This window comes from Paracoccus sp. (in: a-proteobacteria), from assembly GCF_047973135.1.
GTDB lineage: Bacteria > Pseudomonadota > Alphaproteobacteria > Rhodobacterales > Rhodobacteraceae > Paracoccus.
Genome location: NZ_JBKEBL010000121.1, coordinates 1 through 24,317 on the forward strand (window position 1 = coordinate 1; position 24,317 = coordinate 24,317).

21 protein-coding genes and 1 pseudogene are annotated in these 24,317 nt (G+C 64.9%); 14 read left to right on the forward strand and 8 right to left on the reverse strand.

Annotated elements, in window-relative coordinates; translation table 11 throughout:
* Nucleotides 1-424: pseudogene (locus ACK5L9_RS09125) on the forward strand (hypothetical protein); the annotation flags it as partial.
* Nucleotides 425-462: 38 nt separating this feature from the next.
* Here ACK5L9_RS09125 and hemP read toward each other — a convergent pair.
* Complete coding sequence (hemP, locus tag ACK5L9_RS09130; RefSeq protein WP_416911150.1) at nt 463-639, reverse strand: hemin uptake protein HemP; 177 nt, start codon at nt 637-639, stop codon at nt 463-465.
* Nucleotides 640-771: 132 nt separating this feature from the next.
* A complete protein-coding gene (locus ACK5L9_RS09135; protein WP_416911151.1) occupies nt 772-1,680 on the reverse strand; it encodes a zinc ABC transporter substrate-binding protein in 909 nt (302 codons plus the stop codon).
* A gap of 85 nt (nt 1,681-1,765) precedes the next feature.
* Between ACK5L9_RS09135 and ACK5L9_RS09140 the strand changes: the two genes are divergently transcribed.
* From ACK5L9_RS09140 to ACK5L9_RS09155, 4 genes are all read left to right on the forward strand, one after another.
* Complete coding sequence (locus tag ACK5L9_RS09140; protein WP_416911152.1) at nt 1,766-2,263, forward strand: Fur family transcriptional regulator; 498 nt, start codon at nt 1,766-1,768, stop codon at nt 2,261-2,263.
* Nucleotides 2,260-3,006: a metal ABC transporter ATP-binding protein gene (locus ACK5L9_RS09145; protein ID WP_416911153.1), complete on the forward strand. Its 747-nt coding sequence runs from the start codon at nt 2,260-2,262 to the stop codon at nt 3,004-3,006. The genes ACK5L9_RS09140 and ACK5L9_RS09145 overlap by 4 nt, the downstream gene beginning before the upstream one ends.
* Before the next feature lie 18 nt (nt 3,007-3,024).
* A complete protein-coding gene (locus ACK5L9_RS09150) occupies nt 3,025-3,807 on the forward strand; it encodes an iron chelate uptake ABC transporter family permease subunit (protein ID WP_416911154.1) in 783 nt (260 codons plus the stop codon).
* 198 nt (nt 3,808-4,005) lie between these two features.
* Nucleotides 4,006-4,236 carry a hypothetical protein gene (locus ACK5L9_RS09155; RefSeq protein ID WP_416911155.1) on the forward strand — a complete coding sequence of 77 codons (231 nt, stop codon included), beginning with the start codon at nt 4,006-4,008 and terminating at the stop codon, nt 4,234-4,236.
* A gap of 151 nt (nt 4,237-4,387) precedes the next feature.
* On the opposite strand, the gene ACK5L9_RS09160 is transcribed toward ACK5L9_RS09155, so the two are convergent.
* The 4 genes from ACK5L9_RS09160 to ACK5L9_RS09175 all read right to left on the reverse strand — a co-directional run bounded on the left by ACK5L9_RS09160 (nt 4,388) and on the right by ACK5L9_RS09175 (nt 9,660).
* A complete protein-coding gene (locus ACK5L9_RS09160) occupies nt 4,388-5,059 on the reverse strand; it encodes a YjbF family lipoprotein (RefSeq protein ID WP_416911156.1) in 672 nt (223 codons plus the stop codon).
* The gene (locus ACK5L9_RS09165) at nt 5,056-7,197 is read right to left on the reverse strand and encodes a YjbH domain-containing protein (protein WP_416911157.1); all 2,142 of its coding nucleotides are present in this window, start codon (nt 7,195-7,197) and stop codon (nt 5,056-5,058) included. Before ACK5L9_RS09165 ends, ACK5L9_RS09160 begins: the two co-directional genes overlap by 4 nt.
* Nucleotides 7,198-7,309: 112 nt before the next feature.
* The gene (locus tag ACK5L9_RS09170) at nt 7,310-8,170 is read right to left on the reverse strand and encodes a hypothetical protein (RefSeq protein WP_416911158.1); all 861 of its coding nucleotides are present in this window, start codon (nt 8,168-8,170) and stop codon (nt 7,310-7,312) included.
* Between the two features lie 107 nt (nt 8,171-8,277).
* The gene (locus tag ACK5L9_RS09175; protein ID WP_416911159.1) at nt 8,278-9,660 is read right to left on the reverse strand and encodes an L-serine ammonia-lyase; all 1,383 of its coding nucleotides are present in this window, start codon (nt 9,658-9,660) and stop codon (nt 8,278-8,280) included.
* A gap of 229 nt (nt 9,661-9,889) precedes the next feature.
* Here ACK5L9_RS09175 and dusB point away from each other — a divergent pair, with 229 nt between their 5' ends.
* From dusB to hflX, 9 genes are all read left to right on the forward strand, one after another.
* Nucleotides 9,890-10,891, forward strand: coding sequence for a tRNA dihydrouridine synthase DusB (dusB, locus tag ACK5L9_RS09180; protein WP_416911160.1), 1,002 nt, complete (start codon nt 9,890-9,892; stop codon nt 10,889-10,891).
* Nucleotides 10,888-12,006, forward strand: coding sequence for a two-component system sensor histidine kinase NtrB (locus ACK5L9_RS09185; RefSeq protein WP_416911161.1), 1,119 nt, complete (start codon nt 10,888-10,890; stop codon nt 12,004-12,006). Before dusB ends, ACK5L9_RS09185 begins: the two co-directional genes overlap by 4 nt.
* A gap of 12 nt (nt 12,007-12,018) precedes the next feature.
* A complete protein-coding gene (locus tag ACK5L9_RS09190; RefSeq protein WP_416911162.1) occupies nt 12,019-13,464 on the forward strand; it encodes a response regulator in 1,446 nt (481 codons plus the stop codon).
* Between the two features lie 73 nt (nt 13,465-13,537).
* Nucleotides 13,538-15,802 carry an ATP-binding protein gene (locus ACK5L9_RS09195; protein WP_416911163.1) on the forward strand — a complete coding sequence of 755 codons (2,265 nt, stop codon included), beginning with the start codon at nt 13,538-13,540 and terminating at the stop codon, nt 15,800-15,802.
* The gene (locus ACK5L9_RS09200) at nt 15,799-17,190 is read left to right on the forward strand and encodes a sigma-54-dependent transcriptional regulator (protein ID WP_416911164.1); all 1,392 of its coding nucleotides are present in this window, start codon (nt 15,799-15,801) and stop codon (nt 17,188-17,190) included. Before ACK5L9_RS09195 ends, ACK5L9_RS09200 begins: the two co-directional genes overlap by 4 nt.
* A gap of 566 nt (nt 17,191-17,756) precedes the next feature.
* Nucleotides 17,757-19,133 carry a Trk system potassium transporter TrkA gene (gene trkA, locus ACK5L9_RS09205; protein WP_416911165.1) on the forward strand — a complete coding sequence of 459 codons (1,377 nt, stop codon included), beginning with the start codon at nt 17,757-17,759 and terminating at the stop codon, nt 19,131-19,133.
* Between the two features lie 11 nt (nt 19,134-19,144).
* Complete coding sequence (locus ACK5L9_RS09210) at nt 19,145-20,773, forward strand: potassium transporter TrkG (RefSeq protein ID WP_416911166.1); 1,629 nt, start codon at nt 19,145-19,147, stop codon at nt 20,771-20,773.
* A 139-nt stretch (nt 20,774-20,912) separates the two neighbouring features.
* The gene (hfq, locus tag ACK5L9_RS09215; protein ID WP_416911167.1) at nt 20,913-21,146 is read left to right on the forward strand and encodes an RNA chaperone Hfq; all 234 of its coding nucleotides are present in this window, start codon (nt 20,913-20,915) and stop codon (nt 21,144-21,146) included.
* Nucleotides 21,147-22,481: a GTPase HflX gene (hflX, locus tag ACK5L9_RS09220; protein ID WP_416911168.1), complete on the forward strand. Its 1,335-nt coding sequence runs from the start codon at nt 21,147-21,149 to the stop codon at nt 22,479-22,481.
* Between the two features lie 3 nt (nt 22,482-22,484).
* Here the strand turns inward: hflX and ACK5L9_RS09225 are convergent, their stop codons facing one another.
* Both ACK5L9_RS09225 and ACK5L9_RS09230 read right to left on the reverse strand, forming a co-directional pair.
* The gene (locus tag ACK5L9_RS09225) at nt 22,485-23,381 is read right to left on the reverse strand and encodes a lysophospholipid acyltransferase family protein (protein ID WP_416911169.1); all 897 of its coding nucleotides are present in this window, start codon (nt 23,379-23,381) and stop codon (nt 22,485-22,487) included.
* Nucleotide 23,382: 1 nt separating this feature from the next.
* The gene (locus ACK5L9_RS09230; RefSeq protein WP_416911170.1) at nt 23,383-24,288 is read right to left on the reverse strand and encodes a DMT family transporter; all 906 of its coding nucleotides are present in this window, start codon (nt 24,286-24,288) and stop codon (nt 23,383-23,385) included.
* Nucleotides 24,289-24,317 lie beyond the last annotated feature (29 nt).

Sequence of the window (24,317 nt, forward strand, 5' to 3'; positions counted from 1 at the left end):
GCCGGGCGAGTCCGGTGATCGTCCGCGTCGCAGCTTTGGTGATAAGCCGGGCGAGTCCGGTGATCGTCCGCGTCGCAGCTTTGGTGGCAAGCCGGGTGAGTCTGGTGATCGTCCGCGTCGCAGCTTTGGTGGCAAGCCGGGTGAGTCTGGTGATCGTCCGCGTCGCAGCTTTGGTGATAAGCCGGGCGAGTCCGGTGATCGTCCGCGTCGCAGCTTTGGTGGCAAGCCGGGCGAGTCCGGTGATCGTCCGCGTCGCAGCTTTGGTGATAAGCCGGGCGAGTCCGGTGATCGCCCGCGCCGCAGCTTTGGTGGCAAGCCGGGTGAGGCGCGCTCTGGAAAATCCGGTCCCGGCGGGTTTGGAAAACGTCCCCCGCGTTCCGGGGATGGCAAGCCGTATGGTGGCTCTGGTAAGCCGCGAAGCTGATCAGAACCGGACAAAGGGGCGCATATCGCGCCCCTTTGTCATTTCGTCAGGATCAGTTTGCCCGCGCGGGTGATCCGCAGTTGATAAACCTGCTCGTCAAGCACGATCAGCGCCTGATTGCCGCCGCGCGTCAGATCATTCGCGTCATGCTGCGGCAGATGGGCCAGCGGGCTGGTTCCGGGGCGGGTGAAGTCGGCGGGACGTGTGGCGGTCATGGTCGGCCTCATACTGTTCAGTTGCGATGACCGAATCCTTACAAATTTAGTAAGAATTGTCAAAGAGAAAGAGTCAGGATTTATTAATAACTAATTATCAATGCCTTATCAAGCCGCGCCCCGCCCGGTTGGTCAGCTTGGCGCCGAAAGGCAATCGGTCAGCGTCGAGGACAGGCCCTGCAGAACCGTCTCGTACAGGGATGCTTCATCCGTCAGGGCGCGGCCTGCCGGGTCCAGCTCTGCCCCGACGCGGATGTCGATGCCCTGAATGACGCTGTCGATCAGCGACGGGTCGTGTCCGAACTCGGGAAAGGCGCAGACGGCCTTGCTGTCGATGATCTGGCTGTGAATCTCGGCCAGTCGGGCCGCCGAGGGGGCCGAGGCATCGCCAAGCGACACGGCAATCGCCGGGGTCAGGCCGTAATGCGTTGTAAAGTAACCGTAAGCGTCGTGAAAGACGACAAAGGGCATCTGCGCGACCGGGGCCAGCTTTGCCGCTATCTCGGCGTCCAGCGCGGCAAGCCGACTGCGTGCAGCCTCGGCATTCGCAGCATAGGTCGCGGCGTTATCGGGATCCAGTTCGGACAGCGAATTGGCGATGGTACCAAGCCAGATTTCGGCATTGGTGGGGTCCAGCCAGGCATGGGCATCGACGCCGCTGTGATCATGGCCGTCATGATCGTCGTGCTCGTCATGGCCGGATTCGGCATAGCTGCGAAGCTGGGTGCCCTCGGCATGCAGCAGCGACAGGGATTTGGACTGTCCCAGACCGGTGGCGGCCCGTTCCAGCCAAGGGGTCAGTTCCGGCCCGATCCAGAACAGCACCCCGGCCGATTGCAGCGCACGCGCGTCCGAGGGCCGCATCTGGTAGTGATGTGGGTCGCCACCCTTGTCGATCAGCACCCGAACCTCACCCAGATCGCCCAGTACTTGCTGGACCAGCGACCCCGTGACCGGTGTGTCGGCGACGATTTCCGGCGGGGCGGCCATCGCGCCAAGGGGACCAAAACCAAGGATTGCAGCGGGTATCAGGCAGCGCATGAAAATCTTCCTCGTGATATTGCGGTTTGGCTGTGAAGCATGTTATGTGATAACAAGTCAACAGAAATGTAATAAGGTAACGGAATTGACCGGACCGAGCGAGACGGATCAACCCTTTGCGCCCCATGATCATGGGGTGTGCCAGTCGCGCGTACTGGCCGAGGCCGAGCAGCGGCTGGACAGGGAAGGCGCGCGGATGACCCCGGTGCGTCGCCGCACGCTGGAGATCCTGCTGGAATCGCATCGCGCGATGGGGGCCTATGAGGTGCTGGACCGGCTGGCCGATGACGGGTTCGGCAAGCAGCCTCCGGTTGCCTATCGCGCGCTGGAATTTCTGGTGCAGCACGGTCTGGCCCATCGCCTTCAGCGGTTGAACGCCTTTGCTGCCTGCCTGCACCCGGCCGTGGATCACGCCCCGGTTTTCCTGATCTGCCGCAATTGTGACAAGGTGGCCGAAACCCATGCTCCTGTCGTGCGCGGCGCGCTGACCGATGCGGCAACGGCGCATGGTTTTACGGTCGAGCGCGCGACGGTCGAGGCCTTGGGACTGTGCCCCAATTGCCGGGAAAAGGCTGACGCATGACCGCCCTTATCAAGGCCGCCGGCCTGACCATCAACCGTCCCGGCACGACCGAGCCGGTGCTGGAATACGTCGATTTTGCCATCCAGCCGGGCGAGATCGTGACAGTTGTGGGGCCGAACGGATCGGGAAAATCCTCGCTGGTGCGGGCGCTTCTGGGGCATATGCCGCTGGCCTCGGGGCGGGTGATGCGGCGGCCGGGGCTGCGCATCGGTTATGTTCCGCAGCGAGTGCTGGTCGACAATACCATCCCGCTGACGGTGCGACGTTTTCTGTCGCTGCCGGTGCGTGTCAGCGATGCCGCCGCTGCTGACGCGCTGGCGCGTACTGATGTCACCGGGCTTGAAAAGCGGCAGTTGACGCAGCTTTCCGGCGGGCAGTTCCAGCGCGTCCTGCTGGCCCGTGCGCTGCTGCATGATCCGCAACTTCTGGTGCTGGACGAGCCGACGCAGGGACTTGATCAGCCCGGTATGGTCGCCTTTTACAAGCTGATCGAGGATGTCCGCCACAAGACCGGCGCGGCGGTGCTGATGGTCAGTCATGACCTGCTGGTGGTGATGCGGTCCTCGGACCGGGTGATCTGCCTGAACGGGCATATCTGCTGCGAGGGTTCGCCCCAGCATGTCAGCGGCGCCCCCGCCTATCGCGCCCTGTTCGGAGCCGAGGCCGAGGGAACGCTGGCCCTGTATCGCCACCATCATGATCACGACCATGATCATTACAGACATGCGGCCAGCCACGGCTGAGAACGGATAACCGATACCATGCTTGACGATTTTCTTGTGCGCGCCGTTCTTGCGGGGCTGGGGCTTGCCGTGGTCGCAGGCCCCCTTGGCAGTTTCGTGGTCTGGCGGCGGATGGCCTATTTCGGGGATTCAACGGCCCATGCGGCGATTCTGGGCGTCGCGCTGAGCATCGCCTTTCAGGTTTCGATCTATGCCGGAACGCTGGGGGTGGCGTTGACCATGGCTGTGCTGGTCTCGGTCCTGACCGAGCGGGGGCAGGCGATGGATACGATGCTGGGCGTGCTGGCGCATTCGGCGCTGGCCTTCGGTCTGGTCGCGATCAGCTTTGTGCCCTCGGCGCGGGTCGATCTGGCCAGCTATCTGTTCGGCGACATTCTGGCGGTCGGTCGCTCCGATCTGGCCTGGATCTGGGCCGGGGCGTTGGCAGTTCTGGGCCTGCTGATTTGGCGCTGGCAAAGGCTGGTCACGGCCTCGATCAATCAAGAGCTGGCCATGGCCGCCGGCATCGATCCGCGGGTTGAACGGATGGTCCTGTCCGTCGCGCTTGCGCTGGTTGTTGCGCTGGCGATTCGGATCGTCGGTTCGTTGCTGATTTCCGCCATGCTGATCATTCCTGCCGCCGCCGCGCGCAGATTGGCGCCGACGCCAGAGCGAATGGCCGTCCTGTCGTCGCTGATCGCCGCGCTGTCGGTCATGGCGGGGTTGGCCGCCAGCCTGTATCTGGACAGCCCCGCCGGGCCTTCGATCGTGACCGCTGCGGCGCTGTTTTTTATTGCTGCTCAGGCGGCTATTCGCCGGTAGTTTCCAAAAGATGCGTGCAAATAGGCTGTTTTGAAAAAAAGCAACTGGACCTTCCGGCAGGTACTGGCGAATATGCAACAGTGACCCCTTTCGCGGATGAGATTTGAATTGATGCAGCTTTTCATCAGCGCGGGATTATGTAAGTGTCGCACCGATGTTGCCAGATACGGCAGCCTTCAATCGTAACGGAGCATGATCATGACCAAATTCGCTACTTTCGCTGTCGCTCTCGGCCTGACCGCCACTTCGGCTCTGGCTGGTGGCTACGTCGCCCCTGTCATCGAAACTGAGCCTGTCATTGTTGACGAGCAGCCGGCGTCCTCGATGAACGCCGGATTGGTGATTCCGGCCCTGCTGCTGGTTGGCGTTATCGCTGCCGTCGCTTCGGATGACGACGACGACGACAACGACAACGGCACCACCAACTAATTTCTGACGGCGTTCGCCGTTGGTGTCGAAGGGCTGGCATCTGCCGGCCCTTTTGTTTTTGGGGCGCTGACCCATGTGGGGAAGCGCGGCAAGAAAAAGGGGTCAGGACTGTATGTCCTGACCCCTTTTTCCGTATCGCGATCCGCGTGGCCTATTGTCGCAGGAGCTGGATGGTCAGATAGCCCAGCCTTGGCCCACCCCATTGCCGCGAGGCGACGATCACACCGCCCTGTACGACATAGCTGTTCTGGAAGGTGATGCCGTGACCGGTACATTCCTCGGCCACGCCGCCGCCCTGCGGGGCAGTGATGCAAGAGAATTGCAGCGGCGTTTCCAGCCCGTCGCCGGTCCAGTAGCGAATAATGCGCTGGCCCGATCCTGCACGCCCCGCGCGGATCAAAGCCTCGGTCTGGGCCTCGGTCACGGACATGTCGTTACCCAGTCCGCGCGTGCCCAGCAAAAAGCCGTTGCGCAGGATGACTGCCTGATGGTTCGGGGTCATGAAGGTGCGCATCGCGCCGTTCTGGCCCGTCATCGCCATGGCCTGCGTGGTGCCGTAACTTTCCAGGCTGGTCAGGATCAGGGGGCCAGGATTGACCCGCAGAGCGGTAGCCGCCATGTCTTCTGCGGTGCGTTTCGCGGGCGCTTCGGCGGCCTTGCCAACCTGACCCGTCACCGAGGCGGGCAGGCTTTCCACGGCAATCTGCCGGATCGAACTGCCCAGACTGGCATTGTCGTCGCCGACCGAGTTGCTGCCGCAAGAGGCCAGCGTTCCCAGCAGCATGGCGCTGACCGCTGCGGATTTAAGCGCTGTGGTGATCATCGCCAGAATTTCCCCCAACCTTCGTAAAGTTTGACCGAATGGCTGTCGCGGATCGTGTCATACAGCCGCCCGTCAACATTCACCCGCGCGCCGCCATCCCGTGACAGCGACCGCAACGTGCCGCCGACGCGGTCTTTGGTCGGCTTTCCGGTGGCCCAGGCGACCGGAATGGACAGGGTGATGCCCTTGTCGAACGAGCCTTCGCCGAACTCTTCCTCGCTCATGTCGGTCACGGTGGCATAGGCACCCACGCGCCAGCCATTCGCAAACTCGCGCTCCAACGTCAGGGTCGCGCCATTGTCGCCCGCAAGATAGCGCCCGACATCAAGCTGCGCGAGAAAGCCGTTCGGCAGTTCATAATAGGCCGAGACATGGCCGCTTGTGACCTCGTAATCGCGGAAATCGAACAACTGGTTGAAGTCGCGCTTGCGAACCCGGTTGATCTCGGCCCCGATGGCCAGCGGCGAATTTACCGGCTTCCACAGCGCCTCGGCCGAGACCCCGGCATAGGCGCGCTCAAGCAGGCCCGCAGTCACGCGGGTATAGGTCTGCTGCGTCGGATGCGCGTACCAAGCCAGCGTCAGGCGTGGAATGACCGGATGCTTGGTTCCCGAATACATGCGCCCGTCGGAACGCACCCGCGGCACGCCACGGCTGTTATAGTCGTGACCGGCATCGTCATATTCGTCGATGCCCATCCCACCGGGCGCATCCTGATCGATATTGCCAACCACGCGCTGCCGGACCAGACCGCTGAGGACCAGCCCCGGCATGAATTCATAGCTGGCCCGGATCTGCGCGCCCAGTTCAAAGCGGAACGGCTCGTCCGGATCCCACAGCGAGGTTCCCAGATAGGGGCCGAATTTCCAGTTAAAGCGCGGGAACAGGTCGTCGGTCCGCACAAGATCGCCGGGATAGGCGATCGGGTCGGACAGCGCCGCGACGGCGGCGATCTGGCCTGCCTCGGTATTTTCCAGCCGTTCGATATCGGACCGGCGCACCGTCACCGACGAGGTCGGGATGCCATCTGCGGTCGAGGTGATCACGAAGGTCTCGACCGAGGGGGGCAAGGCGCGCGTCATCAGGCGTGCGGCGCGGCCGATGGCCTCGGCCTGCTGGATATAGCGGCGGTTCTCGATGCGGATTTCGGCGCGGTTCGAGGACAGCGCCATGTATTCCAGCACCTGCCCTTCCTTGGCCAGCGCGTCGGACAGCGCCGTCTGGATCGCGGGCTGCGCGGTTGGATCCTGCGCCCAGTTGCCTGACCAGCCCTCGGGATCGGCGGCGGGCGCGGGGCGCGGCTTGACCGGGACCGGGGCACTTTCGGTGCCTGACGGGAACGGGGCCTCTTTCGGGTTCAGTGCAAGGCTGAACCGCGCGCCGATCTTGGACCCGCCGATGGAATACAGCCCCAGTTCATAGTTGTTGCCGATCTTGTAGGCGGCCCCGAAATTGAACTTGCTCGACGGCTTGTCCGCGCCCTCCAGCACCTCGCGGGCATAGGCGTCGTTGGAATATTCGCCGATCAGGGTCAGCTTGTCGTTCACCTGCCAGCTTAGCGTGGCGAAGGGCCGCGTGCGCCCCGTGAACCAGTCGCCGACATTGGGCTTGCCGCCGGTATCGCCCGCGTCGAAGGGACGAGGCTTGCCGGACAGGCGGCCCCAACCCAGACCGGCCGAGGCGCGGATCGTGGGGGTCAGGTTCTTGGTGGCGACGATATATTCCGACGAATAATGGCCGGTCCCCATGAAATCGCGCAGCCCGACACCCAAGGCGGGACGCCAGCCGTTTTCGTACAGAACCTGATAATGCAGGTCAAAGGACCGGTCCCAGATATAGCCCCGATCGCGGTCGATGCCGTCAATCTTGGTATAGCGCAGTGCGCCGGTCATGCGTGGCATGATCTGGAAGATCATGGTGTTGCGCCGTGCGTAATCGGACCAGGACAGGCTTGCGCCCAGTGTTCCGTCGGGCAGTTGTTCCGCCGTCGGGTTATCGATGCCGCCGGGTGTCCCATAGCTTGACATGTTCCGCGCCAGCATCGGTTCGGCCACGGCGGTCGAACTGGCCGTGCCCAACAGCAGCGCGGCGGGCAGTGCCGTCGCCAGCAGGTGTCTGACAAGAATGGATCGGTGCATCGATATGTCCCTGGTTCAACCTTTGGCCGGATCATAGCGACCGTTCATCCGGATTGCATCCCGCCGGGCCAAGATCCCCGGCGAGGTGCGTCATATAGGCCGCAGACGGCGGTTATTCGCCGCCCGCCGCCGGTGCCTCTGCATCCGGGGCGGGGGTCACGGATGGCGGGGTCGAGGGCAGTTGCAGCGCCGGTGCCGGAACCGTCGCATCGGGGGCCGCAGGCGCGGCGGGCGCAGGCACAACCGGCGGCTCGACAGCAGGCGCGGTGGTGGTCGCGGGCGGTGTTGTCGCGGCCGGGGGCGTTGCCGGTGTCGTGGTTGGCGGTGTCGCCGGTGTCGTCGTGGCTGCCGGGGGCGTTGCCGGTGTCGTGGGGGTTGCAGGCGCTGGCCGCGTCGCCGGCGGCTTGGGCGTCGTCGCGGCAGGGCGCGCGACCTTGGGCGCTGCCGGTGCCGGAGCCTTGGTCGCGGCGACGGCGGCGGCGACCTCGGCGGTGGCGGGGCTGGCGCAGCCGCTGCTTGTCCGGCCCCGGACCTTCAGCGTGGCGGTCATCGGGAATTTCTGTCCGGCACCGTCGCGGCAGGCACCGCCGCGCACGGTCAGCGCAAAGGGGCTGCCGCCCACGATACCCACATATTCCACCCCTTCCGCGAAAGTCAGGCGGTTCACCCGGACGGCCTGACCGCGCTGGTCCGGCGCGGATTTGTAGATTGCCGTGCTGCCTGCCGCGTCCACGGCCCAGGATGTATCGTTCCCGCGTGCGCTGAAGGCGGTGGTGTTCAGGGTGCTGGCCTCGGCGGTAGAGACGGCGCGCGGTTCGGCCGCGCCGGTCTCGATCGGAACCTCCAGAGGCGAGACGGCGGGCGGGCCGGAATGCGCCGGAGCGTCGGGCTGGTCCTGCCCGCGCATGCCAAGACCGTCGCAGGCGGCCAGCGGAAGGGTGACAAGGGCGATAAATGCGTAGCGCAAAGACATCTGACGGCCTTTTTTCAATGGATCACTGTCACGCCAGCGTTAGCAACCACGCGCCGCAGGGGCAAGCGCGGCGTGGCCGCGCCGGCGGCACGAAGCCTGTCGCGCGATCAACAGTTCGGCACATTGACGGCCAGCCCCCCAAGCGAGGTTTCCTTGTATTTTTCCGACATGTCGCGCCCGGTCTGGCGCATCGTCTCGATGGCGGCATCCAGCGGCACAAGGTGCTGGCCGTCGCCGCGCAGGGCAAGGCTGGCGGCGCTGACCGCCTTGATCGCGCCCAACCCGTTCCGTTCGATGCAGGGCACCTGCACCAGACCGCGCACCGGATCGCAGGTCATGCCCAGATGATGTTCCAGCGCGATTTCGGCGGCGTTCTCGATCTGACGGGGGGTGCCGTCCAGGACTGCGGCCAGCCCGGCGGCGGCCATGGCGCTGGCGCTGCCGACCTCGGCCTGACAGCCGCATTCCGCGCCTGAAATGCTGGCATTATGCTTGATCAGCCCGCCCACCGCCGCCGCTGTCAGCAGAAAGTCGGGCAGGGCGCGTTCGGTTGCGCCCGGCACATGGTCCAGCCAGTACCGGATGACGGCGGGCACCACCCCCGCCGCGCCATTGGTCGGCGCGGTGACGACCTGTCCTCCGGCGGCGTTTTCCTCGTTCACGGCCATCGCATAGGTGGACATCCAGTCGTTGATGACATGTGGCGCTGTCAGGTTCATGCCGCGTTCGGCCAGCAGCGCCTGATGAATCGCATGGGCGCGGCGGCGGACATTCAGCCCGCCGGGCAGGGTACCGGTCGCCGCCAGCCCGCGATCCATGCAATCGCGCATCACCTGCCAGATCCGGGCCAGACCGTCGCGCAGTTCGGCCTCGGGGCGGAAGGCCAGTTCGTTCGCGCGCTTCATCGCGGCGATGGACTTGCCCGATTTTTCAGCCATGGCCAGCATCTCGGTGGCGCTGGCAAAGGGAAAGGGGACGCGGGCCACGGCGTCGCTGCGATCCTCGTCGCCCTTGCGGGCCAGTTCCTCGTCGGTCAGCACAAAGCCGCCGCCGACCGAGTAATAGACCTGATGAAAGATCACATCGCCCTGTGCGTCGGTCGCCGACAGGGTCATGCCATTGGCATGGCCGGGCAGGGCGTGGTCATAGTCAAAACGCAGATCGACCGTCGGATCAAAGCGCAATTCGCCCAAACCCTCGGGCGACAGCACCCCGCTGGCGCGATTCGCGGCAAGCGCGGCCTCGGCCTTGGCCGCGTCCATGGTTTCGGGCACAAAGCCCGCCAGCCCCAGAGTGGTGGCGCGGTCGGTGGCATGGCCCTTGCCGGTGAAGGCAAGGCTGCCATGCAGACTGGCCCGCAGGCCATGCGCGCGAAATGGCTGTTGGCGCAACGCGCTCAGGAACCGCGCACCCGCGACCATGGGCCCCATCGTATGCGAGGATGACGGACCGACGCCTATCTTGAACAGATCAAAGACCGACAGGAACATGCTGACCTCGTGCGGCGTTTGCACCCTGTCTAAGCAGCCAGAGGCGGTTGCGCCACGTCAAAAGCGACGGGCGGGCGGGGCGATTGCAACATGGGCGGGAATCGCCGCTGCCTAAAAATGTGGCTATATGCCTGCAATATGTGCAATTATGTGCCGCTTGCAGACAGAGCGGCGCTGGTGCAGGGGGCCATCCTTGCGAGCGGCCCCCGCCAGCGCGAAGGAACAGAATATGCATCTGCCCGACCCGATCACGATTGGCGAAACGCGACTTGGCCCCCCGGTGTTCCTGGCGCCGATGGCGGGCATCACCGATCTGCCGTTCCGGCGGGCGGTGGCGCGGTTCGGCGCGGGGCTGATGGTCAGCGAGATGGTCGCCTCGTCCGAGATGGTGACGCCGCGCCCCTCGACCCGCGCGCTGGTGCGTGCCAGGGCGCTGACCGGGGGCGCGCTGCCCGTCAGCGTGCAGATTGCAGGCCGCGAGGCCGGCGCAATGGCAGAAACCGCGCGGATTGTGCAGGGCATGGGCGCGGCGATCATCGACATCAATATGGGTTGCCCGGCAAAGAAAGTGACGGGCGGGTTGTCCGGGGCGGCGCTGATGCGCGATCTGGATCATGCGCTTGGGCTGATAGATGCGGTGGTCGGCGCGGTCAGCGTACCGGTCACGCTGAAGATGCGGCTGGGATGGGATGATGATTGCCTGAACGCCGCCCAGTTGGCGCGACGGGCGGCGGGCGCGGGGGTGCGGATGCTGACCGTGCATGGCCGCACAAGGGCGCAGTTCTACAAGGGCCGCGCCGATTGGTCGCGGATCGCGCCGGTCGCCAATATTCCGGGCCGCCCGCCCTTGGTTGCGAATGGCGATGTGGTGGACGCGGTCACGGCGCGGGCTGCGCTGGCGGCCTCGGGGGCGGAGGCGGTGATGGTCGGGCGCGGGGCGCAGGGCATGCCGTGGCGTCTGGCGCAGATTGCGCATGAACTGTGGGGCACGCCCGCGCCGGATGTGCCGCAGGGTGCCGCGTTGGCCGATCTGGTCGAGGAACATTATCACGACATGCTGGATTTCCATGGCGCGGAACTGGGCCTGCGCGTCGCCCGCAAGCATCTGGGCTGGTATGCCGATGCCGCCGCTGCCCCGCTGCGGGCCGAGATGCTGCGCGCCGACAGCCCTGCCGCGACCCTCGCCCTGATCCGGCGCGCCTTTGCCGATGCGGAAGGGGTTGCCGCATGACCTGCCTGCGTCCTGCCGATTTCCGCGAGGCGTTTCCCGGTCCGGCATGGACGCAACTGCCGCTGCCCGCGCTGATCCTTGACGATGCGGGGCGGATCGCGGCGATGAACGACGCGGCAGAGGTCTGGCTGAACATCTCGCGCAATTCCAGCCTGGGCAAGCGGCTGGAGGGTGACGGGCTGGCCAACAAGCTGCGCATCTGCCCCTCGCTGCGGCCGCTGTTCGAACGCGTCGTCAGCGGTGACGAGGCGCTGTATCACCCCTCGGTCAAGTTCCAGATCGGCGACCGCGCGGGCGGGCATCAGACCCGGCGGGCAGCGGTTCATGCCGGACCCGGCTCGGACAGTGGCGGGGCGGTGTCAATCCTGATCGTCCCCGAGGACGAGGCCGGGATGATCCATCAAAGCCGTACCGTCCGCACCGCCGCCCGCAGCGCCATCGGCATGGCCGAGATGCTTGCGCATGAGATCAAGAACCCGCTGGCGGGCATTCGGGGCGCGGCGCAGGTGATGGGCATGAACGCCTCGCCCGAGGATCGCGAGATGGCCGAAATGATCGTCAGCGAAACCCGCCGCATCGTCGCGCTGCTGGAACAGGTGGAACGGTTCGGCGACACCTCGGCGCCCATTCTTGCGCCGGTAAATGTCCATGACGTGCTGGAACAGGTGCGCAGGCTGGCGGCGGTGGGCTTTGCCCGCGAGCTGGCCGTGGTGACGGAATATGACCCCTCATTGCCCTTTGCGCTGGTCGATGCGGACCAGTTGATGCAGGTCTGCCTGAATCTGGTCAAGAACGCCGCCGAGGCGTTGGTCGCCCATGGCGGTGGCCAGATCCGGCTGCGCACCCATTACGACCACACGCTGCGCCTGCCGCCCGATGACGACCATCCCAAGGGCCGCCCGCTGCCCCTGCAGATCGAGATCGAGGATGACGGCCCCGGTCTGCCCGACGTGATCGCCGATCAGGTCTTTGAGCCCTTCGTATCCGGCCGCGAGAACGGTACCGGGCTTGGGCTGGCGCTGGTCAGCAAGATCATTACCGACCACGGCGCGCTGGTCCGGGTGGAAAGCCGCCCTGGCCGGACCGTTTTCCGACTTTCCCTGCCCAAGGCATAAGGAACCCTTATCATGGACGGCACCGTATTGATTGCAGACGATGATCGCACCATCCGCACCGTTCTGACGCAGGCGCTGACCCGTGCAGGATGCCGGGTTCATGCCACGGGCAGTCTGGCGCAACTGTCGAAATGGGTCGAAGAGGGGCGCGGCGATCTGGTCATCACCGATGTGATGATGCCCGACGGTAACGGCATAGACCGGATCCCGGAAATCCGCGTGCTGCGCCCCGATCTGCCGGTGATCGTGATCTCGGCCCAGAACACAATCGTCACCGCCATCCGCGCGACCGAGGCGGATGCCTTCGACTACCTGCCCAAACCCTTTGACCTGCCCGACCTGATGAGCAAGGCCGGGCAGGCCCTGTCGCGCCGCCCGCGCAAATCCGACGCCGCCACGTCCGAACCCACCGCCGCGCCGCGGGAAAGCGCCGATCCCGCCATGCCGCTGATCGGCCACGCGCCCGCGATGCAGGCGCTGTTCCGCATGGTTGCCCGAGTGCTGAACGCCGATCTGCCGGTGCTGATCGCGGGCGAGCCGGGGGTAGGAAAAACAACCATCGCCCGGTCCTTTCACGAGCTGGCGGACCGGCGCGACAGGGGGTTGGTCGTGCTGACCTCGGCCGATGCCAGCGAGGATGCGATTGCCCGCGCCGCGCAGAAGGCGCGGGGCGGCACGATCATCATCGAGAACCCCGCCGCGTTCGATCAGGCTGCGCAGGCCCGGCTGACCGGGCTGATCGAGGCGATGGAGGCCGGTCCCGACCGGGCTCTGGCACCCCGGATCATCTCGACCACCGGTCCCGATCCTCAGGCCGATGTGGCGGGCGGGCGGCTGCGCGCCGATCTGTATTACCGGCTGGCGGGGGTGACGGTTTCGGTGCCGCCCCTGCGCGCGCGGGTGGACGATATTCTACCGCTGGCCACGCATCTGCTGGCGCGCGCGGCCTCGCAGGGGTTGCCCGACCGGACGCTGGCTGACGACGCGGCGGCGATGCTGCGGACTCATCCCTTCCCCGGCAATGTGCGCGAGCTGGAAAACATGATGCGCCGACTGGCGCTGACGGCGGGTGTCGCGGCGATTTCCGGCACCGAGATGCGCGAGGCGCTGGTCCAGCAGACCGGCGCGCGCCCCGGTCTGTTGCCCGGCCAGCCGATGTTCGCTGCGGGAATGGATTCGGGGGCCGTTGCGCCGGTGGCGGCGAATACCCGCCTGTCCGATACGGTCGAGGCGCATCTGCAACGGTATTTCGACCTGCATGGCGACGCGCTGCCGCCTCCGGGCCTGTATGATCGCATCCTGCGAGAGATCGAACGCCCGCTTTTGCAGGTCGCGCTGGATGCGACCGGCGGAAATCAGCTAAGATGTGCGGACCTGCTGGGGATAAACCGCAATACTTTGCGCAAGAAACTGACCGAGCTGAATATAGAGGTGACACGGCGTCGCAAACTGATGTAAAACCGCCACAGGTAGCGGCGTCAAAGTCACGGCGCTGTGACGATACAGCCGCGACAGACGGCGAGTGGGGGTTATGACGGGCGTGGTTGCCGCAGTAAGCTGGGACAGGTTGGCGCGTGTCAGATTGGGCCGCAAATGGCGGGGGCTTCTGACATGGGGTCTGCTGGGCGTGGGCGCGGTTCTGGCCGTCGCCACCATGAGCGTGCTTGGCCCGCTGAGCGTCGGTCTGCAAAGCCGCATCCTGCGCATGGTCCTGTTGCTGGACCTGCTTTACCTGATCGTTCTGATCGGACTGGTGATTGCCCGGATGGCGCGGCTGATCGCGGCGCGGCGGGTCTCGGCCGCAGGATCGCGGCTGCACAGCCGGCTGGTCATGGTCTTTGCCGGGCTGGCGCTGGTTCCCACGGTTCTGGTTGCGCTGTTCGCCGGGTTTCTGGTCAATATCGGGCTGGAAAGCTGGTTTTCCGACCGCGTGCAGCAGGTCGTGACCACGTCGCAAGCCGCCGCCGAAGCCTATCAGGACGAACATCGCCACGACCTGACCGAGGATGCCCGCGCCTTGGCCAATGTCCTGATTCAGGCGGGCCGCAACGATCCGCTGATTCAGGACAGCGATCTGCGGCAGCTTCTTGTGAAGGGGCAGTCGCTGATCCAGCGCGGACTGCGTGAAGCCTATGTCATCGACGGCACCGGCAAGATCAGGTCGCGGGGCGAAGGCAGCTATCTGTTCTGGTACGAACAGCCCGGCAGCGCCCAGCTTGATCAGGCGCAGGCCGACGGGCTGGTGCTGATCGAGGATTGGGAAAATAACCAGTTCCGCGCGCTGGTCGCCCTGCCGCCGCTGGCTGACCGCTATCTTTATGTGACCCGCGTCGTGGATGGCAACCTGCTGGGCCTTCTGGACGACACGCAGGCCACCATCGGCGATTACCGCCAGCTTGAGCAGACGCGCAGCCGGGTGCTGTTTGAATTTTCGCTGGTTTATCTGGGCTTTGCGCTGCTGCTGGTGGCCGCTGCCGTCTGGCTGGGCCTGTGGTTCGCAAGCCGCCTCTCGCGGCCCATCGGCGCACTGGCGTTGGCCAGCGAACGGGTTGGGCGCGGCGATCTGGATGTGCAGGTGCCAGAACCCGACACCGGCGACGAAATCCAGACCCTTGGCGAAAGCTTCAACCGCATGACCCGGCAGTTAAAGACGCAGCGCGAGGAACTGGTCGCCAGCTATCGCGTCAGCGACGAACAGCGGCGGTTGTTCGACAACGTGCTGTCCTCGGTCACGTCCGGGGTGATCGGGCTGGACGCGGCGGGCGAGATCGATTTCCTCAACCGCTCGGCCACCCGGCTTCTGGGGCTTGAGCCCAAGCGCGACATTGACGCCCTGCTGTCCGAGGCCGTGCCCGAATTTGCCGGGTTGTTCGAACGGCTGACCAATTCGGTGATCGAGGCCGTGCAGGACGAGGTACGCATCGCTCGCGAGGCGCGGGTGGAAAGCCTGCTGGTCCGCATGGCGGTGCGCCGGGGCGCGGATGGCGCGCTGGAAGGCTATGTCGTGGCCTTTGACGACGTGACCGAACTGGTCAGCGCGCAGCGCATGGCCGCGTGGGGCGATGTCGCCCGTCGCGTCGCCCACGAGATCAAGAACCCGCTGACTCCGATCCAGTTGTCGGCGGAACGGATCAGACGCAAGTTCTCGCGGCTGATCGGCCCCGAGGATCAGGCAGCGCTGGACCAGTATACCGAGGTCATCATCCGTCAGACCAACGACCTGCGCCGTATCGTGGATGAATTCAGCCGCTTTGCCCGCATGCCCGAACCGGATCGTGCCGAGACCGATCTGGCCGCGCTGTTGCGCGAGGCGGTGCTGTTGCAACAGGACGCGCTGAAAGGCGCGGTCCGTCCCGAAATTCCCGACCAGCCCGTCATCGTCGATTGCGATGCCGGGATGCTGCGGCAGGCACTGACGAACCTGCTGAAGAATGCGGGCGAGGCGCTGGACGAGAAATCCGCCGATCCGCCCGATGACTGGCAGCCGTGCATCGACGTGACGATGCAGGCCGCCCCCGATGCGGTGACGATCCGCATCACCGATAACGGCCCCGGCCTGCCCGCAGACCGGACGCGGCTGTTCGAACCCTATGTGACGCTGAAGGCGCAGGGCACCGGGCTGGGCCTGCCTATCGTCAAGAAGATCGTCGAGGAACATGGCGGCAGCCTGGTCCTGACGGATGCGCCAGGCGGGCAGGGCGCGATGGCCGAAATCCGCCTTCCGCGCGAACGCCAGCCGGTTCGCGGAACGCAACGCAAAACCAGACACGAGAAAGACGAGGCAGTGACGATATGAGTGACATTCTGATCGTCGATGACGAACGCGACATCCGGGAACTGATCGCCGATATTCTTGGGGACGAAGGCTTCGCGACCCGCACCGCCGCCAATTCCGACGAGGCGGTGAATGCGCTGAACGACGAGGAACCGGCGCTGATGATTCTGGACATCTGGCTGAAAGACAGCCGGATGGACGGGATCGACATCCTGAAGCAGGTCAAGCGCAACAATCCCGACGTGCCGGTGATCATCATTTCCGGCCACGGCAATATCGAAATCGCCGTCGCCGCGATCAAGCAGGGCGCCTATGATTTCATCGAAAAGCCTTTCAATATCGATCAGTTGATGGTGGTCATCAACCGGGCGATGGAGACCAGCCGCCTGCGCCGCGAAAACAGCAGCCTGAAACGCGGCGGCGGTCAGATGGCCGAGATGATGGGCGGCTCGGTCGCGTTCAAGCGGCTGCGCGACAATCTGGACAAGGTGGCCAAGTCGAATGGCCGGGTGATGCTGGCAGGCGAGCCGGGCGCGGGCAAGGAAATGGCGGCGCGCTATATCCACGCCCAAAGTCCCCGTGCGCGCGAACCGTTCATCACCGTCCCCTGCGCCACCATCGAGCCCGAACGCATGGAAGAGGTGCTGTTCGGGCGCGAAACCCCCGAACGCGGAATCGAGCCGGGCCTTCTGGAACAGGCGCATGGCGGGGTGATCTATTTCGACGAGGTTGGTGACATGCCCCTGGGCACGCAGCCAAAGATCCTGCGGGTGCTGACCGAACAGCAATTCACGCGGGCGGGTGGTTCGGACAAGGTGCGGGTCGATCTGCGGGTGATTTCCTCGACCAACCGCGATCTGGTGGCCGAAATCGCCGCCGGGCGGTTCCGTCAGGAACTGTATGACCGGCTGAACGTCGTGCCGGTTCCCGTACCCTCGCTGGCCGAACGGCGCGACGATATCGGCATGCTGGCGCAGCATTTCATCGAGTATTTCCACGCCTCACAGGGCCTTGCGCTGAGGGAATTGCCCGAAGAAACCGTTGCCGCGTTGCAGGCGATGCGATGGCCCGGCAATATCCGCCAGCTTCGCAACGTGATCGAGCGGGTGCTGATCCTGGCCGAGGAAACCGGCCCGATTCAGTTGGCCGAACTTGAACCGCAGGGCGCGACCCCCGACAACAGCGACGCGCTGAGCCTTGGCCCGCAGATCACCGCCATGGCGCTGCGCGAGGCGCGTGAACTGTTCGAACGCGAATATCTGCTGGCCCAGATCAACCGATTCGGCGGCAATATCAGCCGTACCGCGCAATTCGTCGGGATGGAACGCAGTGCCCTGCATCGCAAGCTGAAATCGCTTGGCGTCGTCGGGGGGGTCCGCGTGGACGAGGAAACCGTGGGCGCAGACTGATCGCGCCCGAATGACATTCGGTCAAGGCGGCCGGTGGTGCGACTGCCAGTTAGCACCTCCGGCCGCCTTCGCGTCCGCTTGGCAGGACGACGAAGTTTGGGGGGAAACAAACCGGATGCTCTGGACACGGGCGCACGGGGTGCAGACGAACCCGGACCGGACAATCCTTGCATCGCTTGCGTCTCCTCGCAGCCAAGCGGCACGGTTCCCGGTCCAGAATGCCGGCCCTACACGTAATGCGCGCAGAAGGCCGGGTCCGGGCCGCGGAAGCGACGATCTAACAGCATGCTCGGAAACAACGACCAAACCATTCGGCGAACCCCGCAGGCTGATCGAAAGTTACTCAACCCAAAGAATAACGAATGGCAATCAAATGTTAGTTCAACGCGAGTCGATTATCAAGAGCTATTGGAATATCCGGTAAAATCTGCAATCGCTGCCTGTGGGTTGGCCGGATGGCGGGACGGTTGCGTCTTGCCCCCGGGCGACTTACGCAGGGATGAGGGCTATCGTGTCGGCAAGGCCAGCGGCCAGACCGGCACAGGGACGGCGATTCGGGGACGGACATGAAGATCATCATCTGCGGAGCGGGTCAGGTAGGCTGGCAGATCGCCCGCCACCTTTCGGGCGAACGCAACGACGTCACCATCATTGACAACAATGTCGAACTGGTCCGCCGCGCGACTGACGCGCTGGATGTGCAGGGTGTCACCGGTTTTGCCAGCCATCCCGACGTGCTGGATCGGGCGGGCGCGCGCGATGCCGACCTGATCATCGCCGCAACCCATTCGGACGAAGTGAACATGGTCACATGTCAGGTTGCGCATTCGGTCTTTCGCGTTCCTCGCAAGATCGCCCGCCTGCGCAGCAGCGCCTATCTGGACGCGATCTATTCGGACCTGTACCGCACCGACCACCTGCCCATCGACGTCGTGATCAGCCCCGAACGAGAGGTCGCCAAGGCGGCGCTGCAACGCCTGTCCGCGCCGACGACTTTTGACGTCGAGACCTTCATGAATGACAAGGTGCATTTGCTGGGGCTTGTTCTGGACGATGAATGCTCGGCGCTGAACACGCCACTGCGGCAACTGACCGAGATTTTTTCAAGCCTGCGCGCGATGGTGGTGGGTGTCAGGCGCGATGGCAAGCTGTTCGCGCCCGAGGCGAACGACCAGTTGTTTTCGGGCGATCAGATCTATGTTTTCACCCATGTCGATGACGTGCCCCGCACGCTGGAGATTTTCGGCAAGCCGCCGGTCAAGCAGGAACGCGTGGTCATTATCGGGGCGGGCAATGTCGGGCTGGCCGTGGCGCAGGAACTGGAAGCGCGCCCTGACCGGATCCGCGCCAAGCTGATAGAACGGAACCGCAACCGCGCCGAATACGCCGCCGACCGGCTGGAACGGACAATCGTGCTGAACGGCGACGGCCTGTCCGCCGAACTGTTCGAGGAAGCCGCCGTGCCCACCTCGGACGCGGTGCTGGCGATCACCGATGACGACAAGACCAACCTTCTGGCCTCGGTGCGGGCCAAGCAGGCGGGTGCGCGCATGTCCATCGCGCTGATCAACGATCCGACGCTGGTGCCGCTGATGGGGGCGCTGGATATCGACGCCTATATCAACCCGCGGGCCACGACCGTTTCCACCATCCTGCGCCATATCCGGCACGGGCGCGTACGCGACATCTATTCCATCGGCGATGCCGAGGCCGAGGTGATGGAAGCACAGGTGCTGTCCACTTCGCCCATGTCGGGCCGCGCGATCCGGGACATCGAATTTCCCGAGGGCGCGTTGCTGGGTGCGGTGCAAAAGGGCGACCGCATCGTCAAGCCCGCCGCCGATATCCGCATCGACGAGGGCGATATCGTCCTGATCTTTGCCCTTTCCCACGACGTCCCCGAGGTCGAGCGCCTGTTGCAGGTCTCGATCGACTTTTTCTGACGGGGGCCCGCGTGTCGTTCCTTTCGCGCATGCCGATCCTGATGCAGCTTGTCGTGGTGGCGGCGTTGTCGATGCTGGTGCCAGCGATCTATGCCACCTCGACCAATCAGGACGCCATCGCGCGGAATTTCTTTTACGCCTCGCTGCTGTTTCTGGTGCTGGCGGCGCTGATCGGGGTGGCGACGGCGGCCAATCCGCCGATGCGTCAGGCGCGTCAGGCGCTGGTCACGGCGGTTGCGGTGGTGACGCTGCTGCCCCTAGTGCTGGCAGTACCCTTTGCCGAAAGCCTGCCTGATACCGGCATGTTCAACGCCTGGTGGGAGATGGTGTCGTCGCTGACCACCACCGGCGCGACGCTGTATTCCGCCGATCTTCTGCCCGCGCCGCTGCATCTGTGGCGTGCCATGGTCGGCTGGATGGGCGGGTTCTTCATCCTCGTCGCAGCCATTGCCGTTCTGGCACCCTTGCGGGTTGGCGGGTTCGAGCTGATGTCATCGCCCTATGGACGGAACGAACAGTTCGAGCGCCTGCCCGAAAGCGCGGAACCGCGCCAGCCCGTCGCGCATCTTTCCTCGCCCGCGTTTCAGGATGAATTGCTGGATCCGTCGCGGCGGCTGCAACGGGCGGCGCGGGACGTGTTTCCGATCTATGCGGTGCTGACGCTGATCCTGTGGGTGGCGTTGCTGTTGCTGGGCGACAGTTCCATCGTGGCGCTGTGCCGGGCGATGGGCACGTTGTCCACCAGTGGCATCGCTCCGACGCTTGGGCCTGCGGGCGAACGCTCGGGCCTGCCGGGCGAGATGATGGTGTTCCTGTTCCTGATTCCCGCCCTGTCCCGCCGTTTCTGGCCCGGAGGCGGCGAATTGCGCGCGACCGAGAGCTTGCGCGACGATCCCGAATTGCGGCTGGCGGCGGCGCTGGTCGCGCTGGTCACGGTGGTTTTGTTCCTGCGCCATTTCGTCGCGGTCATCGCCGCGCCCGAGGATGGGCCCGGCGATCCCTCGATGCTGACCGAAATTGGCCGCGCGCTGGCGGCGCTGTGGGGCGGGATGTTCAGTGCCATCAGCTATCTGACGACGACCGGTTGGGCCTCGGTTGATTGGCAGGGCGCGCGGGCGTGGTCGGGGCTGTCCACGCCGGGGCTGATCCTGGCCGGGCTGGCGATGATGGGCGGCGGAGTGGCCACCACGGCGGGGGGCGTCAAGCTGCTGCGCGTCTATGCGCTGGCGCGGCACGGCGAACGCGAACTGGAACGAATCGTTCACCCCAGCTCGATCGCGGGCGGGGGGCGAATCGCGCGGCGTTTGCGGCGGGAAGGGGCCTATCTGGCATTCATTTTCTTTATGCTCTTTGCCAGTTCGATTGCGGTGACGATCATGCTGGTTTCAATTCAGCAAATTGAATTTGAAACCGCGACTATCCTTTCCATCGCGGCGCTGACGAATACCGGACCGCTGGCCTCGGCGATTCCCCTGACCCCGGCATTCGAGGGAACTGCCGGCATTGCCTCGGCCCCGTGGGAGGGCTGGTCGGGTCTGTCGGTGATGACCAAGATTGTCCTGGCCGGTGCAATGGTCGTCGGAAGGCTGGAGACTTTGGTGATCCTGGCGCTGTTTTCGCCCGAGTTCTGGCGTCGCTAGCACGGATGGCGAGGTTTCGCCGAACAGTTTACCGAAGGTTAACTTATGTTTTTCCGGGGCGGTCCCGACCTTGCGCGGCCTGCCGTCGTCGCTTAAATGTGATATAAGCCCAATAATTAACAAGCGGACATTAGACAACATGGCGAGCGACAAACAGAACCTGCAGGACGCATTTCTCAATCACGTCCGCAAGGCGAAGGTGCCCGTCACGATTTTTCTTATCAACGGGGTCAAGCTGCAAGGCGTGATCACTTGGTTTGACAATTTTTGCGTGCTTTTGCGCCGCGACGGACAGTCGCAGCTTGTATACAAACACGCCATCAGTACGGTGATGCCGGGTCAGCCGATCAGCCTTTATGAAGGTGATGACTGATTGGGTGAACCCAGTTCGACAGAGGCAAGGCCCGCCCGTGCCTATGTGATCCATCCCGATCTTGGCCATGGTCGCAATCAGCGGCGCACACCTGAACATGCGCTGGCCGAGGCCGAGGCGCTGGCACATGCTCTGCCGGGGATTGAGGTTGTCGGCGCCGAGGTCGCGCGCCTGCGCGATCCCAGCCCCGGCATGCTGTTCGGCAAGGGCAAGATGGCCGAAATCGGCGCAAGGATGGCTGGCCTTGACGTGGAACTGGTGTTGATCGACGGGCCGGTTTCGCCCGTGCAGCAACGCAATCTGGAAAAGGACTGGGACGTCAAGCTGCTGGACCGGACCGGACTGATCCTTGAGATTTTTGCCGACCGGGCGCGCACGCGCGAGGGGGTGTTGCAGGTGGAGCTGGCCGCGCTGTCCTATCAGCGGACCCGGCTGGTGCGCGCCTGGACCCACCTGGAACGTCAGCGCGGCGGCCTTGGCTTTGTAGGCGGCCCCGGCGAAACCCAGATCGAGGCTGATCGCCGCGCCATCGACGAACAGATGACCCGCCTGCGCCGGCAATTGGACCGTGTGGTCAAGACCCGCACGCTGCACCGCGCCGCGCGCGCCAAGGTACCTTATCCCATTGTCGCGCTGGTCGGCTATACCAATGCCGGAAAATCCACCCTGTTCAACCGTCTGACCGGGGCCGAGGTTCTGGCGAAGGACATGCTGTTCGCGACGCTGGATCCGACCATGCGGGCGATTCGCCTGCCGGGTGCTTCGGGCGGCGGGGCGGGGCGCCGGATTATCCTGTCCGACACGGTCGGTTTCATCAGCGACCTGCCGACCGAGCTGGTCGCCGCCTTCCGTGCCACGCTGGAAGAGGTTCTTGCAGCCGACCTGATCCTGCATGTGCGCGACATCAGCCACCCGGAAACCACCGAACAGGCCGCCGACGTGGCCGAGATTCTGGAAAGTCTGGGCATGGACGAGGATGTCGAACAGATCGAGGTCTGGAACAAGATCGACGCCCTCACCCCCGATGCGCGCGAGGCGCTGCTGCGGACCGGGGCGCGTATGAATGGCGTCAGCGCCGTCAGCGCCCTGACCGGCGAGGGGCTGGACGAACTGGTCTCGGCCATTGATGCACATCTGGCGCAGGCGCTGGACGAACCCCGTCACGCTGCGACGATCATCCTTCCCTTCAGCGATGGCCGTCGCCGCGCATGGCTGCACGAGGCGGGTGTCGTCGAACACGAAGAGGCGCAAGAGGACGGGCTGCATCTGCATCTGCGCTGGACCGATCGCCAGAAGGCCGGGTTCGACGCGCTGGAGGATCGCGGTCAGGGCTGACGCCTATTTCCAGCGCCGGTGCACCCAAAGCCATTGCCCCATATGCTGCCGGATCAGGGCCTCAAGCCGGTCGTTCAGGGTCTGCATCATCTCGGCTGGCTGGCTGTGGGCGACGGGTTCGTCCACATGGATGCGGAAGGTCAGGCCGTCCGGCTGCCGGATCGCCGCCGCCTGCAACAGCAGCGCGTCGTGGCGCAGGGCCAGTTCGGCGGCGGTCAGAGAGGTTCTGGCGGGTCGGCCAAAGAATTGCAGCGGCTCGCCGTGGCGGTCGGCCTGATCTATGGCGATGGCCAGCCAGCCGCCGTCGCGCAGATGCCGCAGCATCGCCGCCAGTCCGCGCCGCCCGCGCGGGAACAGCGGCTCGGAAATAGAGGTGATCGCTGTCGTGTAGTGTTCGTTGAACGCCACGTTGTTCATGGGCCGGTACAGCCCGCCAAAGGGCCAGCCGCGCCCCACCATTGCCGCGCGCATCGCGTCGTAATTGCCGATATGGGCGCAGGCCAGCACTACGGGGCGCTTTTCGGCAAAGGCCCGTTCCAGCGCAGGCAGGCCGGGGCCTTCGATGGTTGCGGTTTTGTGTGTCCAGCGGACAAAATCCTCGCCCGAATAGGTTTCGATCATCGAACGGCCGATATTGTCGGGCACGGCGCGGACCAGACGTTCGACCTCGGCCTGTTGCAGTTCGGGGCGGGCCAGCGCCAGATTGGCGCGAATCCGCTTGCGCCACCCGGCCAGAGGGGCCAGCACATGCGCAAAGAACCATCCGGCGGCGGGCAGGCGGCGGCGATAGGGCAATTGGCGGGCCAGCCAGATGACCGCCAGAAAACCGGCATTTCCCAGCCGGTCGCGCAGCGGCGGGTGACTGGCACGGTCCTTTGGCGGGGGTGGGTCGTTGCTCATGTCAGTTTCCGGACCGGGCACGTTCCCGTGACCAGACATATATTCCGGCACCCACGATAATCGTCGCGCCTGCGATGGTCCAGCGATCAGGCAACTGGCCAAAGATCAGCCATCCCCACAACGCAGCCCAGATCAGCCCGGTATAGCCAAAGGGCGCCAGTTTTCCCGCTTCGGCCACGGCATAGGCGCGCACCAGCAGATGCAGGCTGATCGTGCCAAAGCCCCCCAGCAACGCAAAGGCCCACAGATCGCCGGGTGAGACCGGCTGCCAGAACCAGGGCAGAATGGCGCTGCATGCCACGACGCCCACCACGCTTGGCCACAGAACCGAGGTTGCGGCGGAATCGCCCCTGACGGCGCGGGTCAGCAGCGATACGGCGGCAAAAGAGAATGCCCCCGCCAGCGGCAGCAGCGCGGCGGGCTGAAAGACGCCTGCGCCGGGCCGGATAATGATCATCGCGCCCAACATGGCGGCAGCGATGCCCGCGATCCGGCGCGGGCCGATGCTTTCGCCCAGAAACAGCGCCGCCCCCAGCGTGATCAGCACAGGATGCAGATCCATGATCGCGGTCGCCTCGGCCAGACCGATGAAATGCAGCGAGGTGAAGAACAGCCCGACCGAGGCAAGCTGCGCCAGACTGCGCGCGAATTGTGCCACCGGATGACGGGTGCGCAGCAGCGATAATGTGCGCTTGCGAAAGATAAGCGCCATGATCATCAGGTTCACGACGAACCGCGCCCAGACCACCAGCGCTGGCGAATAATCCTGCATCAGGTGCTTGGCCACGGCGTCCATCAGCGTCAGGCACAGGATTGCGCTCAACAACAGAACGATACCCGCGCGCTGCCCCTCGTCGGGAGTCAGCGGCGCGCCACTGCCAAGAAAGGCCCTGATCAGCGTGGACATGGTGGGGCCACGCCGTCAGGGTCAGGGCA